Here is a 23,744-nt window from a genome sequence, read left to right on the forward strand (position 1 = left end):
GTTAAGGCACTTCCAAGAGGAGCATTGGTAACTAAATTCTGATCCGTTGCAGATAAAACTACAGTATTTTTTGTCCCACCCATTGTTCCGGCAGCTGTTGCTGCTTTAATGGTCAAAACATTGACTGGGATTAAGTTCGTTCCATTCATGAAATTAGCACCTCCTGCTTTTACTTTAACATTAAAATTCTTTGTGGAAGTAACTTTCAAAGAGTTGGCTTTGGTAATGGTCTGATCAGAGTTGTAGTCTGCTGCAGTAACATAGTTAAAATCTACTGTATTACCAATGGCAGTACTTCCTGCGTCGATGGAAATTACATCGTTCAGAGTAATGTTTACCGTTGTGGTAGCTGTAGTATTTTGAGCTTGAACATTGTTAGTTCCAAATATGATCGCTCCAAAAGTTAAGGCTGTGATTACGATTTGTTTTTTCATGATGGTAATATTTTATTGTTATTTTTTACTTAATTGTTATCTTTTGTATACTGCAAATTTATAGTGATGCTAAAAGTTTCCTTGTAGTGGAAAAAGGAAGTTCACGTAGTAAAATCACTACAGGCTTACTCATTGGGTTTAAATAGGAAAGCCCTCAATACTTTGACAGTACTGAGGGCTTTCCTATTTAAAAATTGCTATTTACTTACAATGCAGTGGCAGTATAAGTTATTTTTTGGGTGTAAGTTCCCTGTGGTTTTCCCAGAAGGACCTTGGATGCATTTTCCGCCGAAATGGAATAGGCAATATTTAAAGACTGTTTGGTACCTAAACTTGCATTGCTCACCAGCACCTGATCAGTTGTAGATAAAGTGACCTCATTCAGGGTTCCCACCAAACTTCCGCCCGGTATTGCTTTTACCTGTAATATATCTACGGGAATTACGTTTGCGCCACTTACAAAGTGTGCCCCTTCAGATTTTACTTTTACATCAAAATTTTTAGAGGAAATAATGACTAAACTGTTGGGAACGGTCACATTTTTTGAAGAATTATAGTCTTTTGTGCTCCCATAATTAAAATCTACACTACCTTCTGAAGCAACAGAGCCAACGTCCATTGCAATAACGTCCGATAAAATAATATTTACTGATGTACTCACCTGCTCTGAATTTTGTGCCATAACCTGGTTGGTTCCTAAGGCGATTGCTCCCAGAGACAGCGCAACGATAAAGATTTGCTTTTTCATGATTAATAAATTTAGTGAGGTGTAATAATATTGTCATTCGGAATTCAGAATTCAGAATTCATTATAAATCTAATAACAATATATGACATTACCAAAGTTTTTTCATCATTGATTGAATATTACCACCATATAGTTCACAGATATTCAACCTAATAGCGTTAATTTTTATTCCAATCTTAGTTAATTATTAATAAGTATAGCTTTTCTTATTTTATGCCTTAATTCTTGACTAAATTTTTTATTATTTTGAGTTGTACTCAAAAGCTGTATCATATTACTGTTCAAACATTCCATTTTAATAATAAAATATAAACATAAATTTAACCAGTAACCTTGGTCGTGATTAATAATATCTTTCAAGATTAGTTCTATAGTATGCCTAATAGTAGACTTCTACTTCAAAGTTATATACTTCTACTTTTTCATCCAAGAAATTACTAGATTCCAACAAAGAATAATATAAAAATGGCGCCACTTTACAACAAGTGACGCCATTTTATATGAGTTATATATTCCTTATTTTGGAATTTTCAAGTTTTAATACATCTTATTTTCTGCATATTTATATACGGTCTTTTCATCCCAGACAAATAATTGGATAGAGCTATATGGTGGTATTTTATATGAATACCCTGCGCTTTTTATATCGAATCCCTGCCCATAACTATCACTGGCATTTAATACGAGTATCCTCTGACCTTTGAAAACTTTTCCTAATGTAAATTGCTCACCATACATACATCTGATGACCAGCATTCTATTATCAGAATCATAATATTGAACTCCTGGCTGCTGCTCAATCATTCCATGAGACAATCTCATTCTAGAGTCTTCATTGATAATCTCATCATCAAGATAGGAAAGACTTCCATCCGGAATAAATAAAGTATTAGGCTGTTCATCTTTTGATTTAAAGTTTTCAGTAGCTTTTACCGAGCCCTCAACATATACTGAACCAGCAATATTTACTTTATGTGAATCATTAGCCGGTGTACCTATACCAATATTTTTGTTTCCTCTATTGAAATTGATACCTTCCCAGCCCTTATAACTGCTTGAATATTTATAATATTCATCTTTTAATACAGCTAAATAGAAGTTATCTTTTTCATTATATATACCGGATTCTCCACCATTATAATTATCAACAACCATCAATCCATTACCTGTTTGATTGGTAAATTGCTGGTTTACAATAACACCGTTACTAGACATATAATTCCAGCTATTGATATTACCTTGGGAGAAATCTGCGTCACTCCACAATTTAAACCACTTACTGGACCATTTATCATCAATACCCTTTCTTATTTTAAGCATAGGTATTCCGGCTCCATTAATCTCAGTTTGATTGGCAAAAGCTAATTGGTAAGATGAATCCCCGGTGGATGCAGAGGTACCATCCCAAGGAGCATAAGTCATTACACCTGCATAATTTCCAGTTCCTCCAACATGTCCGGCCTGAATAAAATCAAATCTAACTCTACGACTATTACCATTAGGTGCAACAACTGTATCCGGGTTTCTTGAACCATCTCTTGAAGTAACAAAGTAATTTGTAGCAAAGACTCCGTTTGAATTAGTAAGATTTATCCATTGACCACCTTCCTCTTCAGGTTGAATTGACAGAGTCTGGCTCGTAAAATTAGATGACACCCAAGATTGAGTAGCCAGAAATACATAACCATCTGTTCTATGATAGATGTAAGGTGCACCTGCTGACAAACCACTTGAGAATCCTAGTGTCTGAGCATTTTCTGCAGAATTAACTTTAGCATCAGGGTTGAAATTATTATTCGTCCAAAGCGATTCTCCATCTGACAATAAAGGAATATTCCCTTTTTTCGTCATGGTTGTTGTATTTATCGCCTGCCAATACTCTAGATGATTGCTGAATAAAGGAAAATCTATTCTATGGTACCATGTATTATTTCCTGCTATGTGTAAAGAGTTACCATAAGTAGATGGGAATCCATTACCTGTCGCCCAATCTGTAACGCTTAAAGGATAATCGGTTTTTACTGCAGTTGCATCCTGATGGTTTCCTCTTTTCGCCAGGTATTCTCCAGGATTAAAGTTGTTCGTAGTCCACGGAATACCTCCTTGAATTTTAACAACACCGCTATCTGAACTTAATAATAAGTCACCTCCATTTACAGCTCTCATGGCAAAACTATCACCTGCGCCACCTCCTATAGCAGAATCTCCATCAGCTCCAATATAAGCTATATCTTTAGATCCGTCATATTTTTGCCAGGTCAGATAATTTCCTGTTTGTGCAGTACTTTTCCATCTCCCTAACATAGCCGGAGTCTCTATATTGAAAGCACCTGTCATAGTACCGCCATCTTTTCTGAGATAGTTCCCTAAGTCTGAAGATGACACAAAATCTGAGGCTAATCTCTGACCACCACCTGCTGTTAAGATATAGTTATCATTATACCCAACTTTATTGAAACCTTTTGATGAAACCTGACCGGCATCAGTGAATGTTATACCATTATTTAAATCCCAATCTTCCGCATTATTGGTAACAGAAGGGGCCAATATTAAATTGTTATTGGTAGGTTTCTGAATTGACCAGGATTTATATGAACTGTTTTTTAGTTTGAAAGGTATTCTGTTATAATAGGATTTTGCTGCCGATATAATTTCATCCGTATTTCTCGTCTGGTAATCGCTCGGTTTGAAATTCACATTATCCCAGGCTCTTCTCCATGGTGTCCAATTACCATTATACCCACTTCTATAGACTAATTCTCCTGCGTCTGCATTAGTATCATTATATTTTACCTGTAACTGTGCTGTAGTATCCTGAGCACCCATGTGCAGCATAGGACTATATAAATGCTGAACTCCTCCTGCGTTATTGTTTGCTCTGTAAACTCCGGAACTTGAATACCCTCCAAGACTATTGAAGTTATCATTAAGCTGAACTGCTTTGGGGATATAGCTGCTGTCTGCAAAATTAGTTAACCAACTTCTTGTAGCAACTACATCAGAAGGTAAAGTAATGATATGGGTAGGATATAAATCAAGGTTAGGTTCTAATGCATGAGACCATCCCAGATTCCAATCCTGATAATAGTTTCCGTATTTAACTTCCACTCTAGCTACTTCAAATGAGAAATACCCATTCCAAAAAGTCTCTGATTCTCCTAATAAAATACTGACATATCCATCAGTTCCAATCCCAATTCTTGCGGTGGTTGTAGGAAAATTATCTGTTACTTCCCATATCGCTTTTGAACCATTAGTAACCAGAGTTCCTGATACATATTTATAGAAAGCAACATTCACTTTACCTAAGTACTGACTTTCATATCCATAAATATTGATATCAATACTAAACATTGCATGCTCTGATGAAGCTTGTGGCATTTTAATCGCTAAAATACCTGTGTGTCCTCCAACATCATAATAGCCCTGATAAACTTTATTAAATATTCTTACTTTATTCTGGCTTTTATTAATAGATCCTCCATCTTCAAATTCTAAATCCTTTGTCCCAAGATTAATATCCTGTGATGCACCAGTATAAGGAACATAGTTATTTAAAACTGAGGTATTAACAAAAGCTGACGGATCCAAATTATGAGCATCCCAGACCACTCCATTGACTCCATTTTTATAATGTATTATGTCATTGCCATTAGATTCTATAATAGTATTAATCGTAGGGTTTCCTACATATAATGTTGAGGGACCACTATAATTTAAAACCTGTTTATTACCTGTAGTAAATGAATTGGAATAAATACCTACGCTAGAATAAATCTGACCTGATCTTCCCAGAAAATGGGTAGGATGATCTGGATCTCCAAAATGGAAACCAATACCTTCATTCAAGCTATTGGCACTTCCCTGATAATAAGAAAGTCCATAAGAATCTGCATTAGCAAATGACCAGATTCTATTTCTTTCATCTACTTTGTAAAACCTGTTTTGAAAACCTTCATCCGTTTGCACAAAACCTCTTGAATGGATTCCATGAGGAGGAATAAACTGGGAATCAGAATAAGCAGAAGAAGCCAACAAACCACCAGATAAAATAACTTGAGAATTATTACCGTTTAAACCCGCTATAGGTCTATCTGAATCTAATACCCAATAGCCACCTGTATCTTTCTTCTCCCAAAATGTATTACCAGCAACTAACTCTTCTTTAGTAAGTAAATGTTTAAGATTTATCTGAACCCTTTTTGTGCCTCCCGGATCCGGATGATCCGACACTGAAGTAACCCTGTTATTTCCCTGGTCTAAACCTCCATATCCAACCGTTACTTTTACATCAAATCCCTGCCAGTAAGATAATTGAGTAAACCAAAAACAAAGTTTACCATTTAAGTTTAAGGCAGTAATTCCATTCCAGTAATATAATGTAGAATAGCCGCTATGAGAAATAATAGTACCGTTATAGATATACCCCTGGATCTTACAATCTAAAGGCTGATCAGTTCCGTACATATTACCTTTAATCTCTAAAAGAAACTGATCTCCATAATCTACTGAATAATCTACATCCGTTTCAATTAATGTACCCTGTGGGAAGTTTCTTCCGGAATGATACCAGGAGTCTTCTTTTCTTCTATTATCATAGTCATTTCCTCCCCCTGTTAAAAAGTAGTTATCAGAAGAACCATTTTTCCTATATCCTTCTGCTTTTACATAATCATAATGGTTCTTAGAAGCTACTCCAAAATGAAATCCATCATTTCTCAAAGTAAGTGTAGATGAAATATTTCCAATTTTCGAAAATGTGATCCCTGGTTCTGAGCCATCATCACTTCTTACCCACAATCTATTGGAATATTCATCAGATATTCCAGAGCTTATGAAATATTTCTGACCATTTACAAATTGATTTGTACTTAAAGTCATTATATCTAAATCAGCAACGATTTCCGCATGGGTTCTTGTACTAATTTTTTTCGTTACAGAATTCCAAACCATTACAGAACCTGCATCGTTTGGAACACTTTTCACAATTATTTCGCCTTCTACAGCGATATGATTGTTAAAATATTCAGGAGCAATCATTAGTCTAATCTAGCAGTTAAAGTAATTCTATATTCATTCGGAGTAAGCGGTGCCAAAACATCTATTTGTACGTCATTTTCTGATATAACCGTACAGCTTACATTTATTTTTCTATTATCAGTATTACGATAACAGATATAATCAACATTCAGGGTATTCCAGCCATGGGTGATGGCGAAAGCAACGGACGATCCATCTCCGATGTGCCATGTTTGGGATTTAATTTTTGCATCCAAAACAGCTTTCGTAGATTTTGGAGTCATTGCTTTAGTAATATTGACTCCTTCAATAGCTTCAACATCTGTCGCGATCTGGATCAGACCTTTTACCGAATCTGTAGCGTCTACAATATCAGGAATACCTTTTTCTATAATCTGATAATTTTTAGGGATATTATAAGCATCATCGGTATTGGCAATAAGATGGTCACCAACAGAGACAGGTTCATTACCCACCCATCCATTGGCTGTAATCACCCATACCATTCCTGTTTTAATGACAGCTGCTGTAGCAGGTGACGGCATCGTCATTGAACCTTCAACAGTAGAAGGAATATAACCTCCCGGCTGATAGATCAGTGCTCCTGTAAGGCTTTGTCCTATGAAGTTTTCAACATAAGTTTTAATCTTATAGGATGACCATGTAAAGGTACCTGACTGAATCGCGTCATTCACAACAATAGAAACAATATCTGCATTGGTAAGATTTCGGCCTGCTACTTTAATAACATGCCCTGAACTATTGGTCAGTATCTGACTTAGCAATAGAAGCCCGCTTGTCTGATTGGTCTGAAATGGATTATTAGTCAGCGGATACTCTGGATGTACATAATTTTCGGCCAAATTAATCCATTCAGTTCCGTTCCATTGATGCAACTGACCATTATAATCAATTACCCAACCTGCAGGAACATTATCCGTACTGGGAAATGAAGTAAATTGTTGAAAACGGGTACGTTGTAGTTCCCCAAAAAAATTATCCTGATTTGCATTATTACTGATTACTGCGTTGTTATTCATAGTTTTTTATTTTTTTATGGTTTAACTTTTAAAATGAGAATGTTAATCGGATTAGCAAGGTCGCCCAACATCTTAATCTCGATGGTTTGGTTGGTTGCATAATCGTCAATATTTATTTTTTTTCCGGTAACACTATCCCGGGCCTGAATGATCACATTTTCCGTTTCAAGGGTATTGGGAAATACTGCACTTCCGGTAATCTGCACTACTGCACTTCCAGCGGTCTGTGAGATCAACAAAACCTTATCATAGATCTGCTTATTAAATTCCTGTTGATTTTTTGGGCTGCTTAGCCAATCGTAGTTCAATAACAGCTTTACTTTATCTTCGCTTGATTCTCCTATGGGAAGAGCTTTTAAAGCTTCAATATCATCACGGTTTTTTTTAATGAAGTTTACTATTTCCTGAAGTTCATCTAAAGACAGATCATTAGACAATAGTATCTTTCTGATATTTTCTATCTTCAGGGCTAAGTCTTTATCAGCATCTTTCAATGCATCCACAAAGCTATTTACCTGTATTTTAGTATACACATTCCCCAATTGATCAGAACTGTCCACTGTAGCAACATTGCTTATTCCAAGTTTGCTTTTCCAGCTGTCAACATGAGCCGAGGTCAGATTACCGGCATTTAATAAAGCCAGATATTCCGAATGAGCCTTTGGGTCTTGTAAGTGTTCCTGAAATGCTTCCGCACTGGCAAATAATTGAAAGATCTCTTCAAATCCTTCAATCCCTTTCATAGGGATTAAGTCATCTTTGTGATAAAAAGATAAAAACGTGTCTTTAAACTGGGTTTCTGTTGGAAAATCTCCAGTTTCAAACCAACTAAATATTGTATGTAATGGTGTACTCATTTGATAATTGATAATTAGTTTTGATAAAATTGATAATTGGGAAAGGCTTGAAGATTATTTCTATCGCGTGACAGTTTAAAGGAGCGAAGAAGTCCATATACTTGCAGATGAAGCTATACAACTATGCATTCACTTAGAAAGAATCAATGAAGCTGATTCCACTTTTGCGATCTCAAAATATTACAATGATGCTATAACATCTTTGCCTGAAATTTGAACTGTATGAGCAGTTTGAAGCCGGAACAAAGTAGTCTACACCTGACTTTGGAGATTTATTTCCAAGGATAACAGATGGTTTAAAGTTCCCAGTATTAGGTGGAAATTGTTTATTTAGAAAAGAACAGATCAGCTTCTGCCTTTCTTCTTCGGATGAGTCCGTTTAATGTTTTTCCGGCAGCCGTAATGTATTTCGTGGTAAACCAATTTCTGATGGCCTGCTCTTCTGCTTTTTTATTAATCAAAGAAAATAGTCCATCTGATCCTCCGGTATTGTAAGTGTGGGAGACAAGAGCATCAAATTGATTCTGAGTAAGATTCAGTTTAATTTTACTGTTGACGATTTTTTCATAAGTTGGTAAAACAGATGAAAATAGCTCTATTCCTTTTTCTTTAATGATGGCAGGATCTTTCATGGTTACTTTTTTTCCTCCGGGATAGTACGTGTTGCCATATCCTATTGTCGGAATTCCCGCAGAATCCAGATAAGGCTTTGAACTGAAACCTTCAAATGATACAATCAGATTGATTCCCTTTTGTGATGTTTTCATGTCTTAAAATATTTGTAGGTGAAAAAGATGAGTATTAAAGTGATTCCAATAATCGTAATGAAAATCCAGGCCAGAATTTCAAATCCATCTGTTTGAATTTTCCTGGTTTCTTCAGAGACTTTTGAAGCCACTTCTTTGACCGTTTCTTTTGAACTTGTTTTCTGGGTTAAATCCTGAATAATATGGGTAGCTTCTTCTTTTTTAACCTCTGATTTTTCATGGTTGCCCTTTGCATAATAGCTGCTGATAGAATATTCTGCATTTCCCACGATGGAAATACGCTGAAGGGTATCACGTCCCACCACATTATGGAAAACAAAGGGATTAGATGCATCCGATTTTCCTTTAATCAAGAGCTCACCGGATATTTCATTTCTCTCTTCCTTCACTGACACCTCATCTGATAGACTTTGAGTTGATTGTGAGGTTTGAAGGGTTAAAGAATCAGCTTTTATTTCTTCTGTCTTTGTTGTATTTTCTTTATAAGTGGTTGTAATTTTGTGTTTACTCCGGCAGCCCAACATGAGACTGCTCAAGATGAGCAATAACAGAATTTTTGTTTTCATGAGTTTTAGTTTTAAAAATTGAAAAGGCTTATCTTGAATTCTTCAATTCCAGGAAATCCAAATGGTATTCAAATTCTTACATAAAGATTTTATCTTCTTTTACGTATTCTTTTTTGATGCTATCCAGCAACATGTCTAAGCTTACTTTGAAACCAGATTCTTTTAATGCAATTGTTTTTAAACTTACATCCTGTATGATATTCATAATATTAGAACCTGTTAATTCATATCGTTGAGCAATTTGTTCCAGATCAATATCTTCAAGTTGTAATTGTTCGGGTAAATTTTGCTGCCAGATACGCAGACGCTCTTCATGCTTTGGATTATTGAATTGTATGCAGCTATGAAAGCGTCGCGTAAAGGCTTTATCCATATTATTTTTAAAGTTGGAGGCCAGAATAATAAGCCCTGAAAATGTCTCTATGCGTTGCAGCAAATAAGAAACTTCCTGATTGGCATATTTGTCATGGGCATCTTTTACAGAGGTTCGTTTTCCGAAAATAGCATCTGCTTCATCAAAGAATAAAATCCAGTTTTTATTTTCTGCTTTGTTGAACAGTTTAGCTAATTGCTTTTCTGTTTCTCCGATGTACTTTGAGACCAGCATAGAAACATCCACTCTGAAAACAGGACGCTGGGTGTATTTCCCTAAAAGGCTGGCCGCAAGAGTTTTTCCTGTTCCCGGCTCTCCATGGAACAACACTCTGAATCCTGGTTTAAGTTTGGTCTGCATATTCCAATCTTCCATCAAAATCTGACTGCTATTGTACCAGGCTTCAATACTTTTAAGCTCCTGTAACGTCGTTTGAGGAAGAATCAAATCCGTCCATGATCGATGGGTAAGTATTTGTTCTGCCGGAAAATCATTGCTCATTTTCGGTAATAATTCCAGACCAAACATGATCTTGTTAAAAGCTTCTTCATGAATATTGATCTGACTGTTCATTGATGCATGTTCATGGGCTGAACCTGAAAAAACAATGAGTTCTTCCTGACTCAGAACCGAATTCGGTCCGAAATAATCCAGTGATTTTAATCTTTCTGAAATACTATCTCCTCCCAAAACGTATTGAACAGCCTGAATTGTAGGGTAAAAGAGCCTGCCACTATCGTTGGTTGAACAGAAGTCAAACAGCGCACTCCCCGGATGCTCCAGATAAATGCGTTTCAGTAATGATGGATCTAATCGTGGCAATAAAGCCATTAAAAGAATCACAACTTCCTGATGGGCAAGCTCTTTCTCTGAAATATAATCTCCTAATTGAAAATTCTCATGGTTACTGGTATTAAATTCAGGGGCTCCTACATTAAAATCCTCTGAAGGATTGTTGATACGCCATGTAATAACCTTTTCTAAATGAGTAAATAATTTTTGTAATTGTTCTGACTCCATTGGTTTTTATCTTTTTTAAGATGTGGTGTACTGCATCCTTTTCATTTTTAGGATACATTCACACTTATCTTGTCGTTGATTTCAAGAAACCTCAACCGGAAAGTTGCTCGCATTCGAGTATCTCTCCACAGCCGACAGAGCAGCTGTTTTTGGAAAGTAGCTCCTTCATTGGAGTCCTTATTTTTAAAGAATCAATCTGCGTTTGAAAGAGAATAGTAGATCTGAAGACCAGCCATTCTGCTTCCAGGAGGAGATTCTAATGCTTATACATCAGAAAATTCCGGGACTTCAGGTGCTAAAAGGTGTCCTGCCAATGAGAGTCTCTCCGATTGAGGTAGTATTTTTAGTAATGAGAATGTAATGGATTACTTCTCTGCCGCTTTGTGATCTCAAGATCTTTTATAGGGATAGGATGCGGCTTGTTGTGTTACATAATAACAATTACTATGTTGTTGTGTACAGTTCAAAATTAATCTCTTTTTTGTTCTTATAAAAGTTTTTTATCCAATCTGTACTGTAGTTGCAGTAACTCTTAATTTTTCAGAATCAAATGATGGTTTATACCCGTACTGTTACTTCAGAAATATGAATATTTTGCACTACTGATTGTTGCTAAGAAATTCCAGTCAGACTATTTTTCATTGATGGAATAACTACATTCGATTCTTACATTTCTGATTTCATATATATCACCGCCATACCAGGCATCCTGACTTTGTCCGGCATATAAAAAGCCTGTCGCTAAAAGATTATTCGTATCCTCATCAAAGATCTCGCATCGTACAGATTGACTCAATCCCGTAAGGTCTGCTTTATAATTAAAGCTTAAATGATCACCTATATCATAATGATCAGTAACACTATTTTCAGCTCTGAATCTGTCACTCCAGCTACTTGCACTTACTCTGTACTGTATAGGCACTTCTGTTTTATTAACAAACTTAATATTTGTATTCAGAACGTTTATCTTTCTTCCAAAATTTTGTTTATAAATAAATACGGGTAACCTTTTACCCTCCAGTGATCCTAAATCAAAACCTTCAGGAATTGTATTCAGGCCATTTCCAAACAGTTTAAAAATCGTATAGCTCTGGCTTATTTCATATCTCAAAAGATAATATTCAGTTTCTTTTAATGTTTCTTCCGATATTTCTTTTACTTTAAAGGTATAAGGTGCGCTGCCTAATAAGAATTGTTTTTCCACAGCATTGTCAGTTTGTCTTACAGTGACCACCTGATCTTCTTCATCCTGTGAGCTAATACCAATCCGGAATTTTAAATTTCCAACATCGTTTGTAGAATAGTAAATGAATGCATTATCAATAAGTGCCAGACTGTTGGCAAGGATTGCCATTTCTTTATTGGTCAGGACATCTTTCTTATGCCTTAAAGAATCTATCAATTCTGAAAACTGACCTTGCGTTGGATGTTTACCTGTTTCGAAATAGGTTTTTAATTCTTCTCTTGGGGTTAATTTATTTTCTTCCATTATATTTTATTATTCTTTACAATTGAATTGCCTTTGGGCTCAATGATTATTTTTGTTATGTTTTTAAAATTCGGGATTCAGTCTTTTTAATTCCTTCAAAAATTTTTAAGTTTCTCTATTCTGCAGTACCGCTTGGTTTTAATAATCAGATGATGGCTTACTTGATTTCAAAGCCGAAGTTCATCTTTTTTCTGTTTCCGGGAAAGTTTTTTGAGCTCTCTGTTCTGTAGTTGCAGTAAGTGTTATTTTTTAAAAACCCAGAGCGTTGAACATTTCGGATGCAATAGCCTCCATTCCCAAATCACCGGGATGAATTGCTACCCCTGAATTATTGACAGTATGCCACTGACCATCATCACCTTTAACCTGCGCTCCCATATAAGATCTGTTTGCAGGAATATCAAGATGAGATATTTTAACAAAGGTTAAGTTATTCTCTGTGGCTACCTGAGACATTGCTGAATCTTTATTAACATCTGCCCAGAATACACCTCCAATAATGATTTTAGCTGTTGGATTTTTTATTTTTATATAATTAATCAATGCTGCATATTCTGATTTAAATGTTCCAGAAAAAATGGCGTTCTCACCCAGTCTTATACAAATCAAATCTTTTCCGGACAAATAAGTATCTAATTGAGATTTATCCCAGGTAGATGGAGAAGTTTCCCATCCGGCAATATTTAATACATCAGTGGTTGCAGCAGGTTTAAAAACCTTCATTTTTTCTAAAAAACGATGTACATAATCCTTACTTTTCTCAGATGCAGCCATTCCCCAGCTTCCCCACCAATAAGAAAGAACAGGATGCCTGGCGATTGAATTTCCTAAATGAAGTATATTTGAATAGCCTACTATATAATCCCATGTCACAGAGCCATCCGGATTAAATAATAAGGATACTTTTTTCCCGTTAAAAGTAAAATTCTGTTGTAATCCTGCAATTGATGAATTGATAGAAGATAGATCTGATTTTGTAGATATATGGCTTTCAATATATTCTTTAAGGTATAACTTCATTGGAAGTGATTTCCCTGACACTTGCGTCAGCACTCCGGTGTAATTGTCAGCAGCCCACAGATTTGCTATTGCAGGTGTATTATTGACAGGAAATTTTGAAGGGAATTTTAGCCCCACATACTCTCCTTTCGCAAGTATTATCGGATCAATTGTAATAACATTTAACCCGGCATTTAAAGTTTTCCTTATTACATTTGTTTCAATAAACTTCCCGGCCTGGTCCAAAAATCCTGTTACTATTTGATAAGCCCCTGCAGTAACTGTTCTGATTTCAATTTTTTCTAATATATGAGAATTTTCAAGCTCTAATTTATTAATTGCGTATCCTTCTATACCATCAGAATCTGCAGAAACACCAGATTCTCCTTTTCCAACCTCAACACCTGTATAGCCATTCTGAGAATAATTTTCTACAATTTTACTAACTGATTTGGAAAGATTGAAAACGGATTCACTTTGCAGAGTAGTTTCATTAATATCCGAAAGCTCAAACCAGAGAGCATAATAACTTCCTACACCTGCCTGTACTCCTCCTGAAGTGGTGCTATATTGAACAAATCTATTTCCTGCAGCACCCGGATCTCCATAAAATATTTGAGCTGATGTAGTTGGTAAACAGACAACAGCAGCCATTTCTCCGGTATTAATTTTAATTTTCTGGCTTGTAAAATCAAAATTGTTCCAACCGGCAACCCCTGATTGCTCTTCACTTTCCCAACGCATAATAAATTTTGTACCATCATAGCGTCCGATACAAAACTTTAAATTACCTGCTACTGCAAGTCTTATATTTGCTTTTGTTAAAAATTTATTTGAATCTGAAACTGCTGTTGTATTTGATTTAATATTGTATAAACCAGCTTGTATCCCATCAGGAGAAGTCCCTGCCAATTCAACTCCTATTTTTTTATAAAAACTACCTACTTCTTCTACTGATTTTCTTACCTCATCAGATTCTCCACCTTTTACTTTATTGACCAGCCAACTATTGATTTGTTTGCCTCCCTGAGCGTCAGTATTATTATCAGAATCAAACTCTAATGCTACATTTACTCCCGGAACAGCCACAAAGTCTTTTTTCGTCACTCCATTACTAACATTCAGAAATACTAACTGTTCATCGAGATCTGCAGTTGTAACTTCAATAGGTACACCGGAAATATTTTTAAAATTAATATAAGTACCTACTGTCCTGGCTTCCCATTTTTCGTAAAGATTCGGATCACCCGGCATCCAAACCGTTGGTGAACTGTTTGGAAATGCTTCTCCTTTAACAATTGATTTTGTACTGGCTACTGCATCATTTACAGCTTTTAAAAGAATTTGTTCTACTTCTTTATCCAATTTATTATCTAAAGAAGCTTGTAAGCCTTTTATAGCTTCCAAATCCATCACTTCATCTTTATGCCAGTATGAATCTATCAAATCAGAAAATTGATTTTGTGTGGGATATTCACCGGTTTTAAAATAGGTTTTTAATTCTTCTCTTGAGGTCAATTTATTTTCTTCCATTATATTTTATTGTTCTTTGGTTTTCTTTTCTACATATTCTCAGTCTGGAGTTCAAAAACTCACCTTTTTAGATTTCACTATTTTACATTTTCAGAATAGCTGCATTCGATTCTTATATTTCTGATTCCATTAACCTGGCCGCCATTCAAAGAAACCTGGTTTTGTCCTGCTGGTAAATAACCGGTCGTCAAAAGGTTATCATTTTCAGCATTATAGACTTCACATTTAATGGATTGACTGGCTTTCGTAAGGTCTGCTCTATAATAGAAGCTCAAAGAATCTTCCAGGTCATAATGATCCGTAACTGTATCTTCAGCTCTATATCGATCATTCCATCCCGCGCTTTCTATTCTATACTTGATGGGCACTTCAGTTTTATTAACGAACTTAACATTGGTGTTTAAAATGTTTATTTTTCTTCCAAATTCTCCTTTCGAAAGTTGTATAGGTAACCCAATACCTTCCAGCTCTCCAAAGTCAAATCCAACGGGAATTGTCTTCAGATTATTCCCGAACAATCTATAAACAGTATAGGTTTGATCTAATTGATACGCCAAACTATAATATTCCGTTTCTTTCAAATCACCTTCAAATATTTCTTTTACTTTTATCGTATAAGGTGCACTCCCTACAAAATAACGTTTATCTAAAAAGCTTTTGAAATCAGCAGATGAGATCACCTGATCCGGTTCATCATTTGTGCTTACTACGATTGAAAATTTTAGATTTCCGACATTATTTGTTGAAAAATTAACGAATGAGTTGTCAATAGCTGCCAAACTATTGGCAAAAATGGCCAGTTCTCTTTTGGTAAGAACATCTTCTCTAAGCCTTAAAGAATCTATCAGATCTTCAAACTGGCTTTGTGTGGGATATTTTCCTGTTTCAAAATAGTTTTTTAACTGGTCTCTGGTTGTTAGTTTATTTTCCTCCATAATACTTCTTTATAATTTATGCTTCTGGGCATCATTACACTTTGGTTTCAATGATAATTTATGTTATGTTTTAAAGTTCTGAACTCATCCTTTTTTTATCCCTGGAAAAGGGTTTTAGTCTCGTTATGCTGTAGTTGCAGCACCGTTTAGTTATAAGAAGCAGGATGATGACTTCTTACGTTTCATTGCCCAAAATTCATACTTTTTTTGTTCCTGTGAAAGTTTTTTGGCCCCGCTATTCTGTAGTTGCAGTACCCTCTACTTTTCAGGAATAAAAAAGGCCCGGATCTTATAATCCGAGCCTTTTTGCTTCTATGCTTAACGTTAATTTTTTTCGAAGAGTGATGATTAATTCAGCTTAAAGAAGAAATATACTACCGCCGCCCACTCTTTTTTGATTCCTTTTGCATACCCGATAGTGCTACGGCTACTGTTTTCAACCGTTCCATCATCTTTGATGTAGCCAATGGTGGAATGACTGCTGTTTTCTACAGTCCCATCTTTTTTTACATAACCTACCGTAGAACGGCTCTTATTTTCAATAGTTCCGTCACTTTTGATGTACCCAATAGTGCTTCGACTTTTATTTTCGATAGTCCCATCATTTTTAATGTATCCCACCGTGGAATGACTGCTGTTTTCTATGGTCCCATCACTTTTTATATAACCAGTGGTGCTGTGGCTTCCGGATTCTATAGTTTGGGCGCCTACAGAAAGACCGAAGAGAAGGGAACAAAAGAATAGTGTTTTTTTCATATTCAATATTTTAATGAGTTGTTAACTTTGATTATTTGATGTATTCAAAAGTATTGATTATTCTTTTATAAAGATAAAAACTTGTAGATAAATGATTGAAAATAAAACCGCACGAAATATTCGTGCGGTAGCGGGGGATTACATATAATCCAAGCTTTTATATTTTTTTACAAGATACCAAGTTTTCCAATTCACTTAGATAAAAATATAATGAAATTGAATTTCCCTGAAAAATTATAAAAAGCTACAATAAAAATAAGCTTTTACATTCCACATATAATTACAATCCCCATCATAAAGCATTGATTTTTATCACAGTATAAACTTTGCTAAATTAAAAAGACTCCGCAAAACTAGGATATATATGCGAAGTCTTTGATATTAATACTTTTATTTACTAGGTATATTGTCCATTTCAAATACCTTTTTTATCAAGATTTTCTTATTTTAAATCATCATAACTTAAAGAATAAGAAACAAATTTATCTCCATATTCATAAAGAATAAAAAATGTAACTATGTTATTTTGAAAAAAAACCATACATGGCATATTTAAATATAAATAATTCTTTTCTCCTTCTGGATGTATAAACTCATTATTTTCATATTTAAAATTCCCATACATATCTGAAGAGTATTCTAACTTAGAAGGTAACATTTTGTTTTGTTGCAACTTAATAAAAGTATCTTGAGAAATTACACTATATTTACATCTAGATAATTCTGCATAAGGAAACTCTTCTTCTGCAAAAAACATAAGTTCATCGTCTATAAGTTCTACGATCAATGCATTAACTGTTTCTAAAGAATGATCTCCCGACAAATATTTATTAACTAATTCTTGTATTTCATCATAATAAGATCCTGATCTAGGATTATGTAAATCTACTTGTATTATACCTATTGCCATATTATTATTTTTATTGTTAAAATTGTTAAGTTCAATATACTATATTCTTATAAAACATCTTTGAGTTTGCCTTTAAATTCACCATTCCCTATAGCAATTACAATGTCTCTAGTAGTAGTGTGATCAGATGGCTTTATTTGATATACTGTCATTACTTTATCAGTAGCATTAAAAACGATTACAGGATCTTTAGCTCTATAATCGGTGTGTGTAGGTACATCTTCTCCTAATACGTAAGTAGTTTGCGCATAATGTACTTGTACTCTATTAGCTTGTGCTTCTGTAATTTTAGCTGCCCTTCTCATTTTTCCTTTACTTGCTTCTATCTTTTTATGTGCCTCATCTTTATCAAATCCTAAAGTTTCTTGCATGGTTACAAATTTAAAATAAACATTAGGATAAGTAGATAATAATTCCCCTGTAGCTTTTCTTATTAATGAGCCTAAAGCACTACCGGAAAATACTGGTTCTACAATAGTAAATATAACAGATTGATTTTCTCTTCCTTGCATCACTTCTTTTACATACTTTACTATATCTTCAGGTTGCTGAGTATTATGAGTTTTACCTGTTACTCTATCTCTTGGCATTTTTTCTATTTTTTCATTTTTGATAGATGTACCTTTAGTTACAGCATCTCCCAAAAAGGACCCACCTGTTTCTGTAGTTATAATATATTCTTGTCCATCTAGCTCTTTTCGCATCTCTTGTAATGCCTCATGGTATTCTTCTACAAATGGAGAATATATTGCTCCTTGTGCGATCTCCCATTTACGAATTGCTGTTGACTCACTAGATACCATCTCTCTTCTTAATTTAGTATTTCCACCTTTTCTTAACCCTGGTATATGCTTAATAAACTCTAGCATTTGTTCTCTTACTCTTTCCGGATATTTGCCTTCTTTTAAGTTTGCCTCTTCATTTTTCACGAACTCTTCGTTTTTGATAAAAGCAACTTTTTGTATGCTATAATTCAGTGCATTGCCTTCTCCAAATATATTAAATAATTGCTGTAGCGTATTAGAAAGTTGCTCTTCTTTATTCTCTACATTATTATCTAATTTTTCTGCTCTTTTAATTTCATCGCTTGATGCGCCTTGTATTTTAGCTTTATCCAATGCTTTATCTGTTTCTTTTGCACCTTTATGGGTTTCAAGATATTGACCTTTAGCCTGAGACAATAGAGTTTTAGCTTTTACTTGTTCTTCTTTTGGTAAATTATGAAGCTCATCCTCCCATTTTTTTAGTCTGTCACCTACACTCATAGGCGTACTCGCTACCATTACTTCAACATTATTACCTTTTGTACTAATCCAGAGTCTATGATTCTCTCCCTCAGCAGAAAAATAAATGGTTTCTCCAACTTCATTATCTTCAAGCTTTTTATCATTTTTGGTCATTCCTTTTTTATCCTTTCCATCATCTTTTCCTTTCTTACTAATGCCCAGTTTGTTTAGTAGTTTACCACCTTTTATTTTCACAAAAGTCCAGAACTTAGTAATTGCTTTTACAATACGCTCACGTATTTTACGTATTACCCCAACAACTTTATCTGCTAAACCGCCAATTCCCAGTAATGAAGCTAAGAAACCTATCAGTACAGGGACAGCTTTACCCAATGCATTTTCTATCGATTTGGCCACTGCTCCTACATTTCCGCTGGCAATTGCTTTTATACTATCGGTAAAGGCTTTTACCAGCTCCATGATTTGTGCTGCACGCTGGATAAAGAATTTCACAACATCTATAATCGCCATTGCCGCTTTTATAAATGCTCCTACCGGAGTCAATAATCCCATTACCCATTTAATACCCGCTTGAATCACCTGTGTCTGGATAATGTCCATAATAGCATCCATTACCGTAGCTTTAAGGTCCGCAAACTGATCTTTCAAATGCTCCCAAAGTCCCGCAACACCTTCTTTACGAACTATCTGTACCATTTCAAAACTTGTTTCAAGAACTTTCATTACAGGTTCTCCTATCACTTTAGAACCGATGGCTCTAATGCCACTCCATGTTAAACCAAGCACCTGTGTGGTAATGGAGAAAATTCCTTTTAATGAGAATACATCTTCCGGCATCGTAATAGAAATACCTTTCATTGCTCCGGTCAGCCATCCGAAGAAACCGGTTTTAAGGTGAGTCCAGATGTTGTTCCCGAAATTGGTAAACCCTTGCGAAACTCCGGCAATAAGATTTTTGAAAAACCCTATCGGATCCATGATGATCGCCTGAATGGCACTGATAACACCGGATAATAAATTGGTAAGCGTATTTTTAATTTCAATAATAATAGCAAACACACTGGTTTTAAGTACCTCAAGAGCCTGATTAACCCATCCGCTATTTTGTGTTTTTAAGTCTGAAATTCTGGCATCAATACTGGTTATATTGTCTGCGTATTTTTTAGCCAATACATCAATTAATGCATCCTTTTTGCTATTTACGCTGTCTTCCAGCGCATTGAATTTGCTTTGGATCTCTGCAATAGCATCTTTTCCAATTTTTCTTAAACTTGGCGATAAACTGTTGACATAAGTCTGTACCTCTTTTTTACCTTTAGCAATTCTGGTTTTGGCTGCATTAAGCTGAGTGGTAACATGGGTTGCAATTTGGTCAATAAATTTATCCATGACTTTAATGTACAAGTCCTTACCACTGTCAAAAAATTTATTGACCTCTTTAGGCAGCCCTGTAGCTTTGTCCCATAACCATTTCCCTGCTGCAACTAAAGCTCCGTATTTTGCATAGGCATCCCCATAACGCTTCTTTTTATAAGCTTTCATTTCTTTATCGACATGGGCTTCAAATGCTTTTTTAGCTTCTCTGCTGCCATTATCGAATTTTTCTGCCACCGACTTGTCCAGATTATTTAAAATACCATCCACATCGGTTTTAGAAGTATGATAAATAGCATTAATGTGATCGGCAATTTCTTTTCGTTTTTGACTGTCTTTGCCTGAGGTTTGCTTTTGTTCACCATGTACATTACCTAATCCGCCTTTTCTTGCACCATGCATGCCACTAATGTGATGTGCCGCTTGTGTTTGGGCTTCATTACGGGTTTTAGACAGCTCTTTATTTTCGTTGGTTCTGAACTGTTGAGTTGCTGCAGCGCTTTGGGTTTTGGCTTTATTCTTTTGTACCAAAGCATCTGTAAACGTAGGCTCATTAGATTTTGCCAACATCGTATCGGTGACCCCATTGGCTTTCATTTCACTGTCGATGCTTGCTGTTTGCTCCTTAATAGGCTGTTCTACGCTTTCTGCATTTCTTTTCACTGGCATCGCTTTCGCTACATTGGGTGTTCCCGGAGCAACACCTATATGTTGTGTTGGCATTTTTGCAACGGCACGAACAGGCTGTGCAGCGGTATCAGGTTGTGCAGCTGTTGCAGAAGCAATATCATTAGATGCCAGATTCTTTTCTTTTTTAACATCGCCTACTGCCTTTTGATTGACTTCCTGTATATTGTTGTGTTTCTCAAACTCATCTGCCTGCTCTTCATTTTTAGGAAGCTTGATGTTATGTATTTTTTCACTCAACAAAGCTTTAAAATCTTCTTTCTTGAACAGCCCTGGTTTTTGTTCATCCATGGTGTTCACCTGGCTGGCTTGCGCCATACTCTGACGTTCGTTGGCAGGTGATGGTGCTGCAGCTTGTGCATCATTTGTCGCTTTGGTTGATGGTTCGTGTTGCTTCTGCAGCTTAGCTGTGGTACTGATCCGTCCGCTCAATTCTATAAATCCGGGATTGTCTGCGGCATTTGCAGAAGTTTTAGTTTCAATATCAGCCTCTACCGCTTTATCTGCAGGGGCTGACTGAGTTTTTTCTACAGCAGCAACTTCTGATTTCCTGGAAACTGCTTTTCCTGCCGCTACCGTCTTTGTATCCGCTTTTGCTTCCTGATTGCTCTTGCTTTCCTGATAAACTACAGCTTGTTCCTGTACTGTTTTAGGCAGATAGGTTCCCGATTTGAGTTTATGGTAATCTTGTATTTGATTGTCATTCAAAGTAGACATATAGCCTTTTTCAATTTTCCTGGTATCAGGATGGTTGATATCTCCGGTTTTCGCCAGACTCTCCTGGAGTTTTCCATAATTTTTTTCTGATCCCTTCCCATAAATGTTTCGTGAATCATGAACCCCCGCAATAGTACCATTGAGGTTGAGCAGGCTGTCATTAGGACTTCCTGATCCGGCAGTAACGCCTCTATTTCCGGATTTTTGTGTCTGTATACTGACCCCATCTACCTCAGACAGAGGTACGACTACCGGATTTTTCGGCTTTTGCTTTTTGCTCTGGTTTTTATGGGCCTTATTGTCTTTTTCTACAGGTTTTGCTGCTTTCATTGACTTAGTTTTTTTATTTCATATTATTTTAAAAGACCTATAGGCACAACTAAGATATTGTGCCTTATAGGGTGCCTGCCGGGTTGGAAAAAATCATACCTTGAAAGTTGATCCTTTAAGAATGTAAGTAAATAGAAATGGTATTTGACTTTGAGAAACAGGCAACACTGAACCATTTCCTTGTTTGTTCTCTTGCTTTTAAATTTTCAGGTTTTTTAAGTTTTAAATACACTCTTTTCCGGGATAATATCTCCTTTAGAGTGGGTGATTCTGTCATTACGGTAAAGGCTGTTTCAGAATCTTTTTATTATTTCATATCATCTTTCTTTTCTTCTTCCTCATCAAACTGTCTGTCTGTCTTCACTCCATATCGGTTTTCAATAAAAAGATTCACTGCTTTATCAATCCAGTTTGGGAGGTTTGTAGTGATCATTTTCAGGAATTTATCATAACCGTAGCCAAGCACAAATAATATCCCTGTTGAATACCATTTGTCATGCAGCTCAGCTCTGTTCATTAAATAGCTCATTGTAAAGCCTACGATGACTACGATTACCAAGGTGATAAAATGTTCCCATGGTTGTTTTTTCTCTTTATTCTGTATGGAGACCAGTACCCTCAGTAATCCTCCTGAAAATGCTATTGCAGTGCCGATTAAAAGGGCTTTTATACTATCCAAATTCATTCTTTTCTTCTCTATTATTTATTAAAATGTTTAATTTTCAAACCATTTTCAGATGTTTAATTATTCCTGAGACAGGATATACATATCATCTAAAAACTTTCTGATTTTCATGATATTTTCGCTCTCATCCGCATACGCTAACTCTTCAATAATATCACTGATATCTCTACCTGGCTTCTTCAGTTTTTCTTTATCTTTTTTCTTTTTTTTCTTTTCTTTTTTTTTCATGGTTACTAGAATTTTGTTAAATGAATAATTGCTTTTTTAGTTTTTTTAAATTGATTTCTCTTCCCATACACTAAGGCCAAACGGTTTACTTTTACAATTCATGTTTCATTAAAAACAACAGAACGACAAAGCAAAAACCGTTTTTCACCTTAATATTTTACCTATAATTTAAATTTGAGAAAGATATCAGAGCAGCCTTTTAATCTGATGTATGAGGCTGTTGAGGATTTAGCAATAGCTTTGAATCCTTTTTTATCTTTTTAGAATGAATAATTTCAAGAAATGAATTATGAATACACACTATCTACAAACATTATCTTACTGATATTCACATTACAACGTTATATTAAATGGTAAGGATTGAGCTTTCTTCCGTGACTGTATACTATGGCTGAAGAATGATATTATATATTGTTCTTTCAGACAGGAACAACATTTCCATCAGCTCGTTGACAATCACTTTCATCTGTTTATCCTGATTACGTTTTACATAATCAATGACAAAATCTTTTCTTTTTTCGACTAATTCTTTACTGCGTTTCATATTCTATGGTTAAAAGTTTTTTTGGTTAAAAAGTTTTTTTTGAATCAGACAGGCTTCCTTCTCTTGCCTGTTGACCGTTTCATTAAGTCATAAGAATCCCCTAAAGACGAATATTCCGCCTTCTAAAAAGATGTCTAATTCAATTAATTTTGTTTTTTTTAGAAGCCGGTACCAGGTATTTCTCAATAAAAATCTTACCCTGACTTCTTTATTTTAAATTTCATTTGCCCTCTCAGGATGTATTAGCAACTTTACTGACAACTATAATTAATCGATATTTTATATGTTGAGCAGTCGTATTATTCTACATGTTGGGCTTGTTTTTTATTTTCAGAAAAAAACAAAGAGCAAAATGATTGCTTTATTCAGATATCTATCAAAAATAAACGCATTTTTATCATTAGCGAAACAATTTAAAAACGAACAAAACACAAATAAAACAATATAAAAAACGCACTTTTTACATTTTATGTATTATTTAAAACT

Annotated in this window: 18 protein-coding genes; 1 reads left to right on the forward strand and 17 read right to left on the reverse strand. The window is 35.2% G+C overall.

Annotated features, from left to right (window positions below):
- The 8 genes from ACMA47_RS19220 to ACMA47_RS19255 form a co-directional block, all read right to left on the reverse strand.
- On the reverse strand, nucleotides 1-434 hold a 434-nt coding region (locus ACMA47_RS19220; protein WP_413931070.1), incomplete at its 3' end, for a peptidoglycan-binding protein LysM.
- Nucleotides 435-639: 205 nt separating this feature from the next.
- Nucleotides 640-1,182: a peptidoglycan-binding protein LysM gene (locus tag ACMA47_RS19225; protein WP_413931071.1), complete on the reverse strand. Its 543-nt coding sequence runs from the start codon at nucleotides 1,180-1,182 to the stop codon at nucleotides 640-642.
- A gap of 537 nt (nucleotides 1,183-1,719) precedes the next feature.
- On the reverse strand, nucleotides 1,720-6,222 hold the full coding sequence (locus ACMA47_RS19230; RefSeq protein WP_413931072.1) for a hypothetical protein: 4,503 nt from the start codon (nucleotides 6,220-6,222) through the stop codon (nucleotides 1,720-1,722).
- A complete protein-coding gene (locus ACMA47_RS19235) occupies nucleotides 6,222-7,241 on the reverse strand; it encodes a hypothetical protein (RefSeq protein WP_413931073.1) in 1,020 nt (339 codons plus the stop codon). Before ACMA47_RS19235 ends, ACMA47_RS19230 begins: the two co-directional genes overlap by 1 nt.
- 14 nt (nucleotides 7,242-7,255) lie before the next feature.
- Nucleotides 7,256-8,098 (reverse strand): hypothetical protein, encoded by an 843-nt coding sequence (locus tag ACMA47_RS19240; protein ID WP_413931074.1) that lies wholly within the window; start codon nucleotides 8,096-8,098, stop codon nucleotides 7,256-7,258.
- Between the two features lie 326 nt (nucleotides 8,099-8,424).
- Nucleotides 8,425-8,865, reverse strand: coding sequence for a lysozyme (locus ACMA47_RS19245; RefSeq protein ID WP_413931075.1), 441 nt, complete (start codon nucleotides 8,863-8,865; stop codon nucleotides 8,425-8,427).
- Nucleotides 8,862-9,431: a hypothetical protein gene (locus ACMA47_RS19250; RefSeq protein ID WP_413931076.1), complete on the reverse strand. Its 570-nt coding sequence runs from the start codon at nucleotides 9,429-9,431 to the stop codon at nucleotides 8,862-8,864. Before ACMA47_RS19250 ends, ACMA47_RS19245 begins: the two co-directional genes overlap by 4 nt.
- Before the next feature lie 76 nt (nucleotides 9,432-9,507).
- On the reverse strand, nucleotides 9,508-10,824 hold the full coding sequence (locus ACMA47_RS19255) for an ATP-binding protein (RefSeq protein WP_413931077.1): 1,317 nt from the start codon (nucleotides 10,822-10,824) through the stop codon (nucleotides 9,508-9,510).
- Between the two features lie 202 nt (nucleotides 10,825-11,026).
- Between ACMA47_RS19255 and ACMA47_RS19260 the strand changes: the two genes are divergently transcribed.
- A complete protein-coding gene (locus tag ACMA47_RS19260) occupies nucleotides 11,027-11,185 on the forward strand; it encodes a hypothetical protein (protein ID WP_413931078.1) in 159 nt (52 codons plus the stop codon).
- 270 nt (nucleotides 11,186-11,455) lie between these two features.
- Here ACMA47_RS19260 and ACMA47_RS19265 read toward each other — a convergent pair whose 3' ends face one another.
- The 9 genes from ACMA47_RS19265 to ACMA47_RS19305 all read right to left on the reverse strand — a co-directional run bounded on the left by ACMA47_RS19265 (nucleotide 11,456) and on the right by ACMA47_RS19305 (nucleotide 23,258).
- Complete coding sequence (locus ACMA47_RS19265) at nucleotides 11,456-12,313, reverse strand: hypothetical protein (protein WP_413931079.1); 858 nt, start codon at nucleotides 12,311-12,313, stop codon at nucleotides 11,456-11,458.
- A 249-nt stretch (nucleotides 12,314-12,562) separates the two neighbouring features.
- Complete coding sequence (locus ACMA47_RS19270) at nucleotides 12,563-14,845, reverse strand: hypothetical protein (protein WP_413931080.1); 2,283 nt, start codon at nucleotides 14,843-14,845, stop codon at nucleotides 12,563-12,565.
- 77 nt (nucleotides 14,846-14,922) lie between these two features.
- Nucleotides 14,923-15,780 (reverse strand): hypothetical protein, encoded by an 858-nt coding sequence (locus ACMA47_RS19275; RefSeq protein ID WP_413931081.1) that lies wholly within the window; start codon nucleotides 15,778-15,780, stop codon nucleotides 14,923-14,925.
- Nucleotides 15,781-16,128: 348 nt separating this feature from the next.
- The gene (locus ACMA47_RS19280; protein WP_413931082.1) at nucleotides 16,129-16,536 is read right to left on the reverse strand and encodes a 5-fold beta-flower protein; all 408 of its coding nucleotides are present in this window, start codon (nucleotides 16,534-16,536) and stop codon (nucleotides 16,129-16,131) included.
- Between the two features lie 442 nt (nucleotides 16,537-16,978).
- Nucleotides 16,979-17,446 (reverse strand): hypothetical protein, encoded by a 468-nt coding sequence (locus ACMA47_RS19285; protein WP_120231693.1) that lies wholly within the window; start codon nucleotides 17,444-17,446, stop codon nucleotides 16,979-16,981.
- A 47-nt stretch (nucleotides 17,447-17,493) separates the two neighbouring features.
- On the reverse strand, nucleotides 17,494-21,801 hold the full coding sequence (locus ACMA47_RS19290; RefSeq protein ID WP_413931083.1) for a phage tail protein: 4,308 nt from the start codon (nucleotides 21,799-21,801) through the stop codon (nucleotides 17,494-17,496).
- 307 nt (nucleotides 21,802-22,108) lie between these two features.
- The gene (locus ACMA47_RS19295; RefSeq protein ID WP_079242287.1) at nucleotides 22,109-22,486 is read right to left on the reverse strand and encodes a hypothetical protein; all 378 of its coding nucleotides are present in this window, start codon (nucleotides 22,484-22,486) and stop codon (nucleotides 22,109-22,111) included.
- Nucleotides 22,487-22,546: 60 nt separating this feature from the next.
- Entirely contained in the window at nucleotides 22,547-22,714 is a 168-nt protein-coding gene (locus ACMA47_RS19300) for a hypothetical protein (protein WP_413931084.1), read from the reverse strand.
- A 385-nt stretch (nucleotides 22,715-23,099) separates the two neighbouring features.
- Complete coding sequence (locus tag ACMA47_RS19305; RefSeq protein ID WP_156106583.1) at nucleotides 23,100-23,258, reverse strand: hypothetical protein; 159 nt, start codon at nucleotides 23,256-23,258, stop codon at nucleotides 23,100-23,102.
- Between the last annotated feature and the right edge of the window lie 486 nt (nucleotides 23,259-23,744).

This window comes from Chryseobacterium sp. T20 (assembly GCF_047345655.1).
Taxonomy (GTDB): domain Bacteria; phylum Bacteroidota; class Bacteroidia; order Flavobacteriales; family Weeksellaceae; genus Chryseobacterium.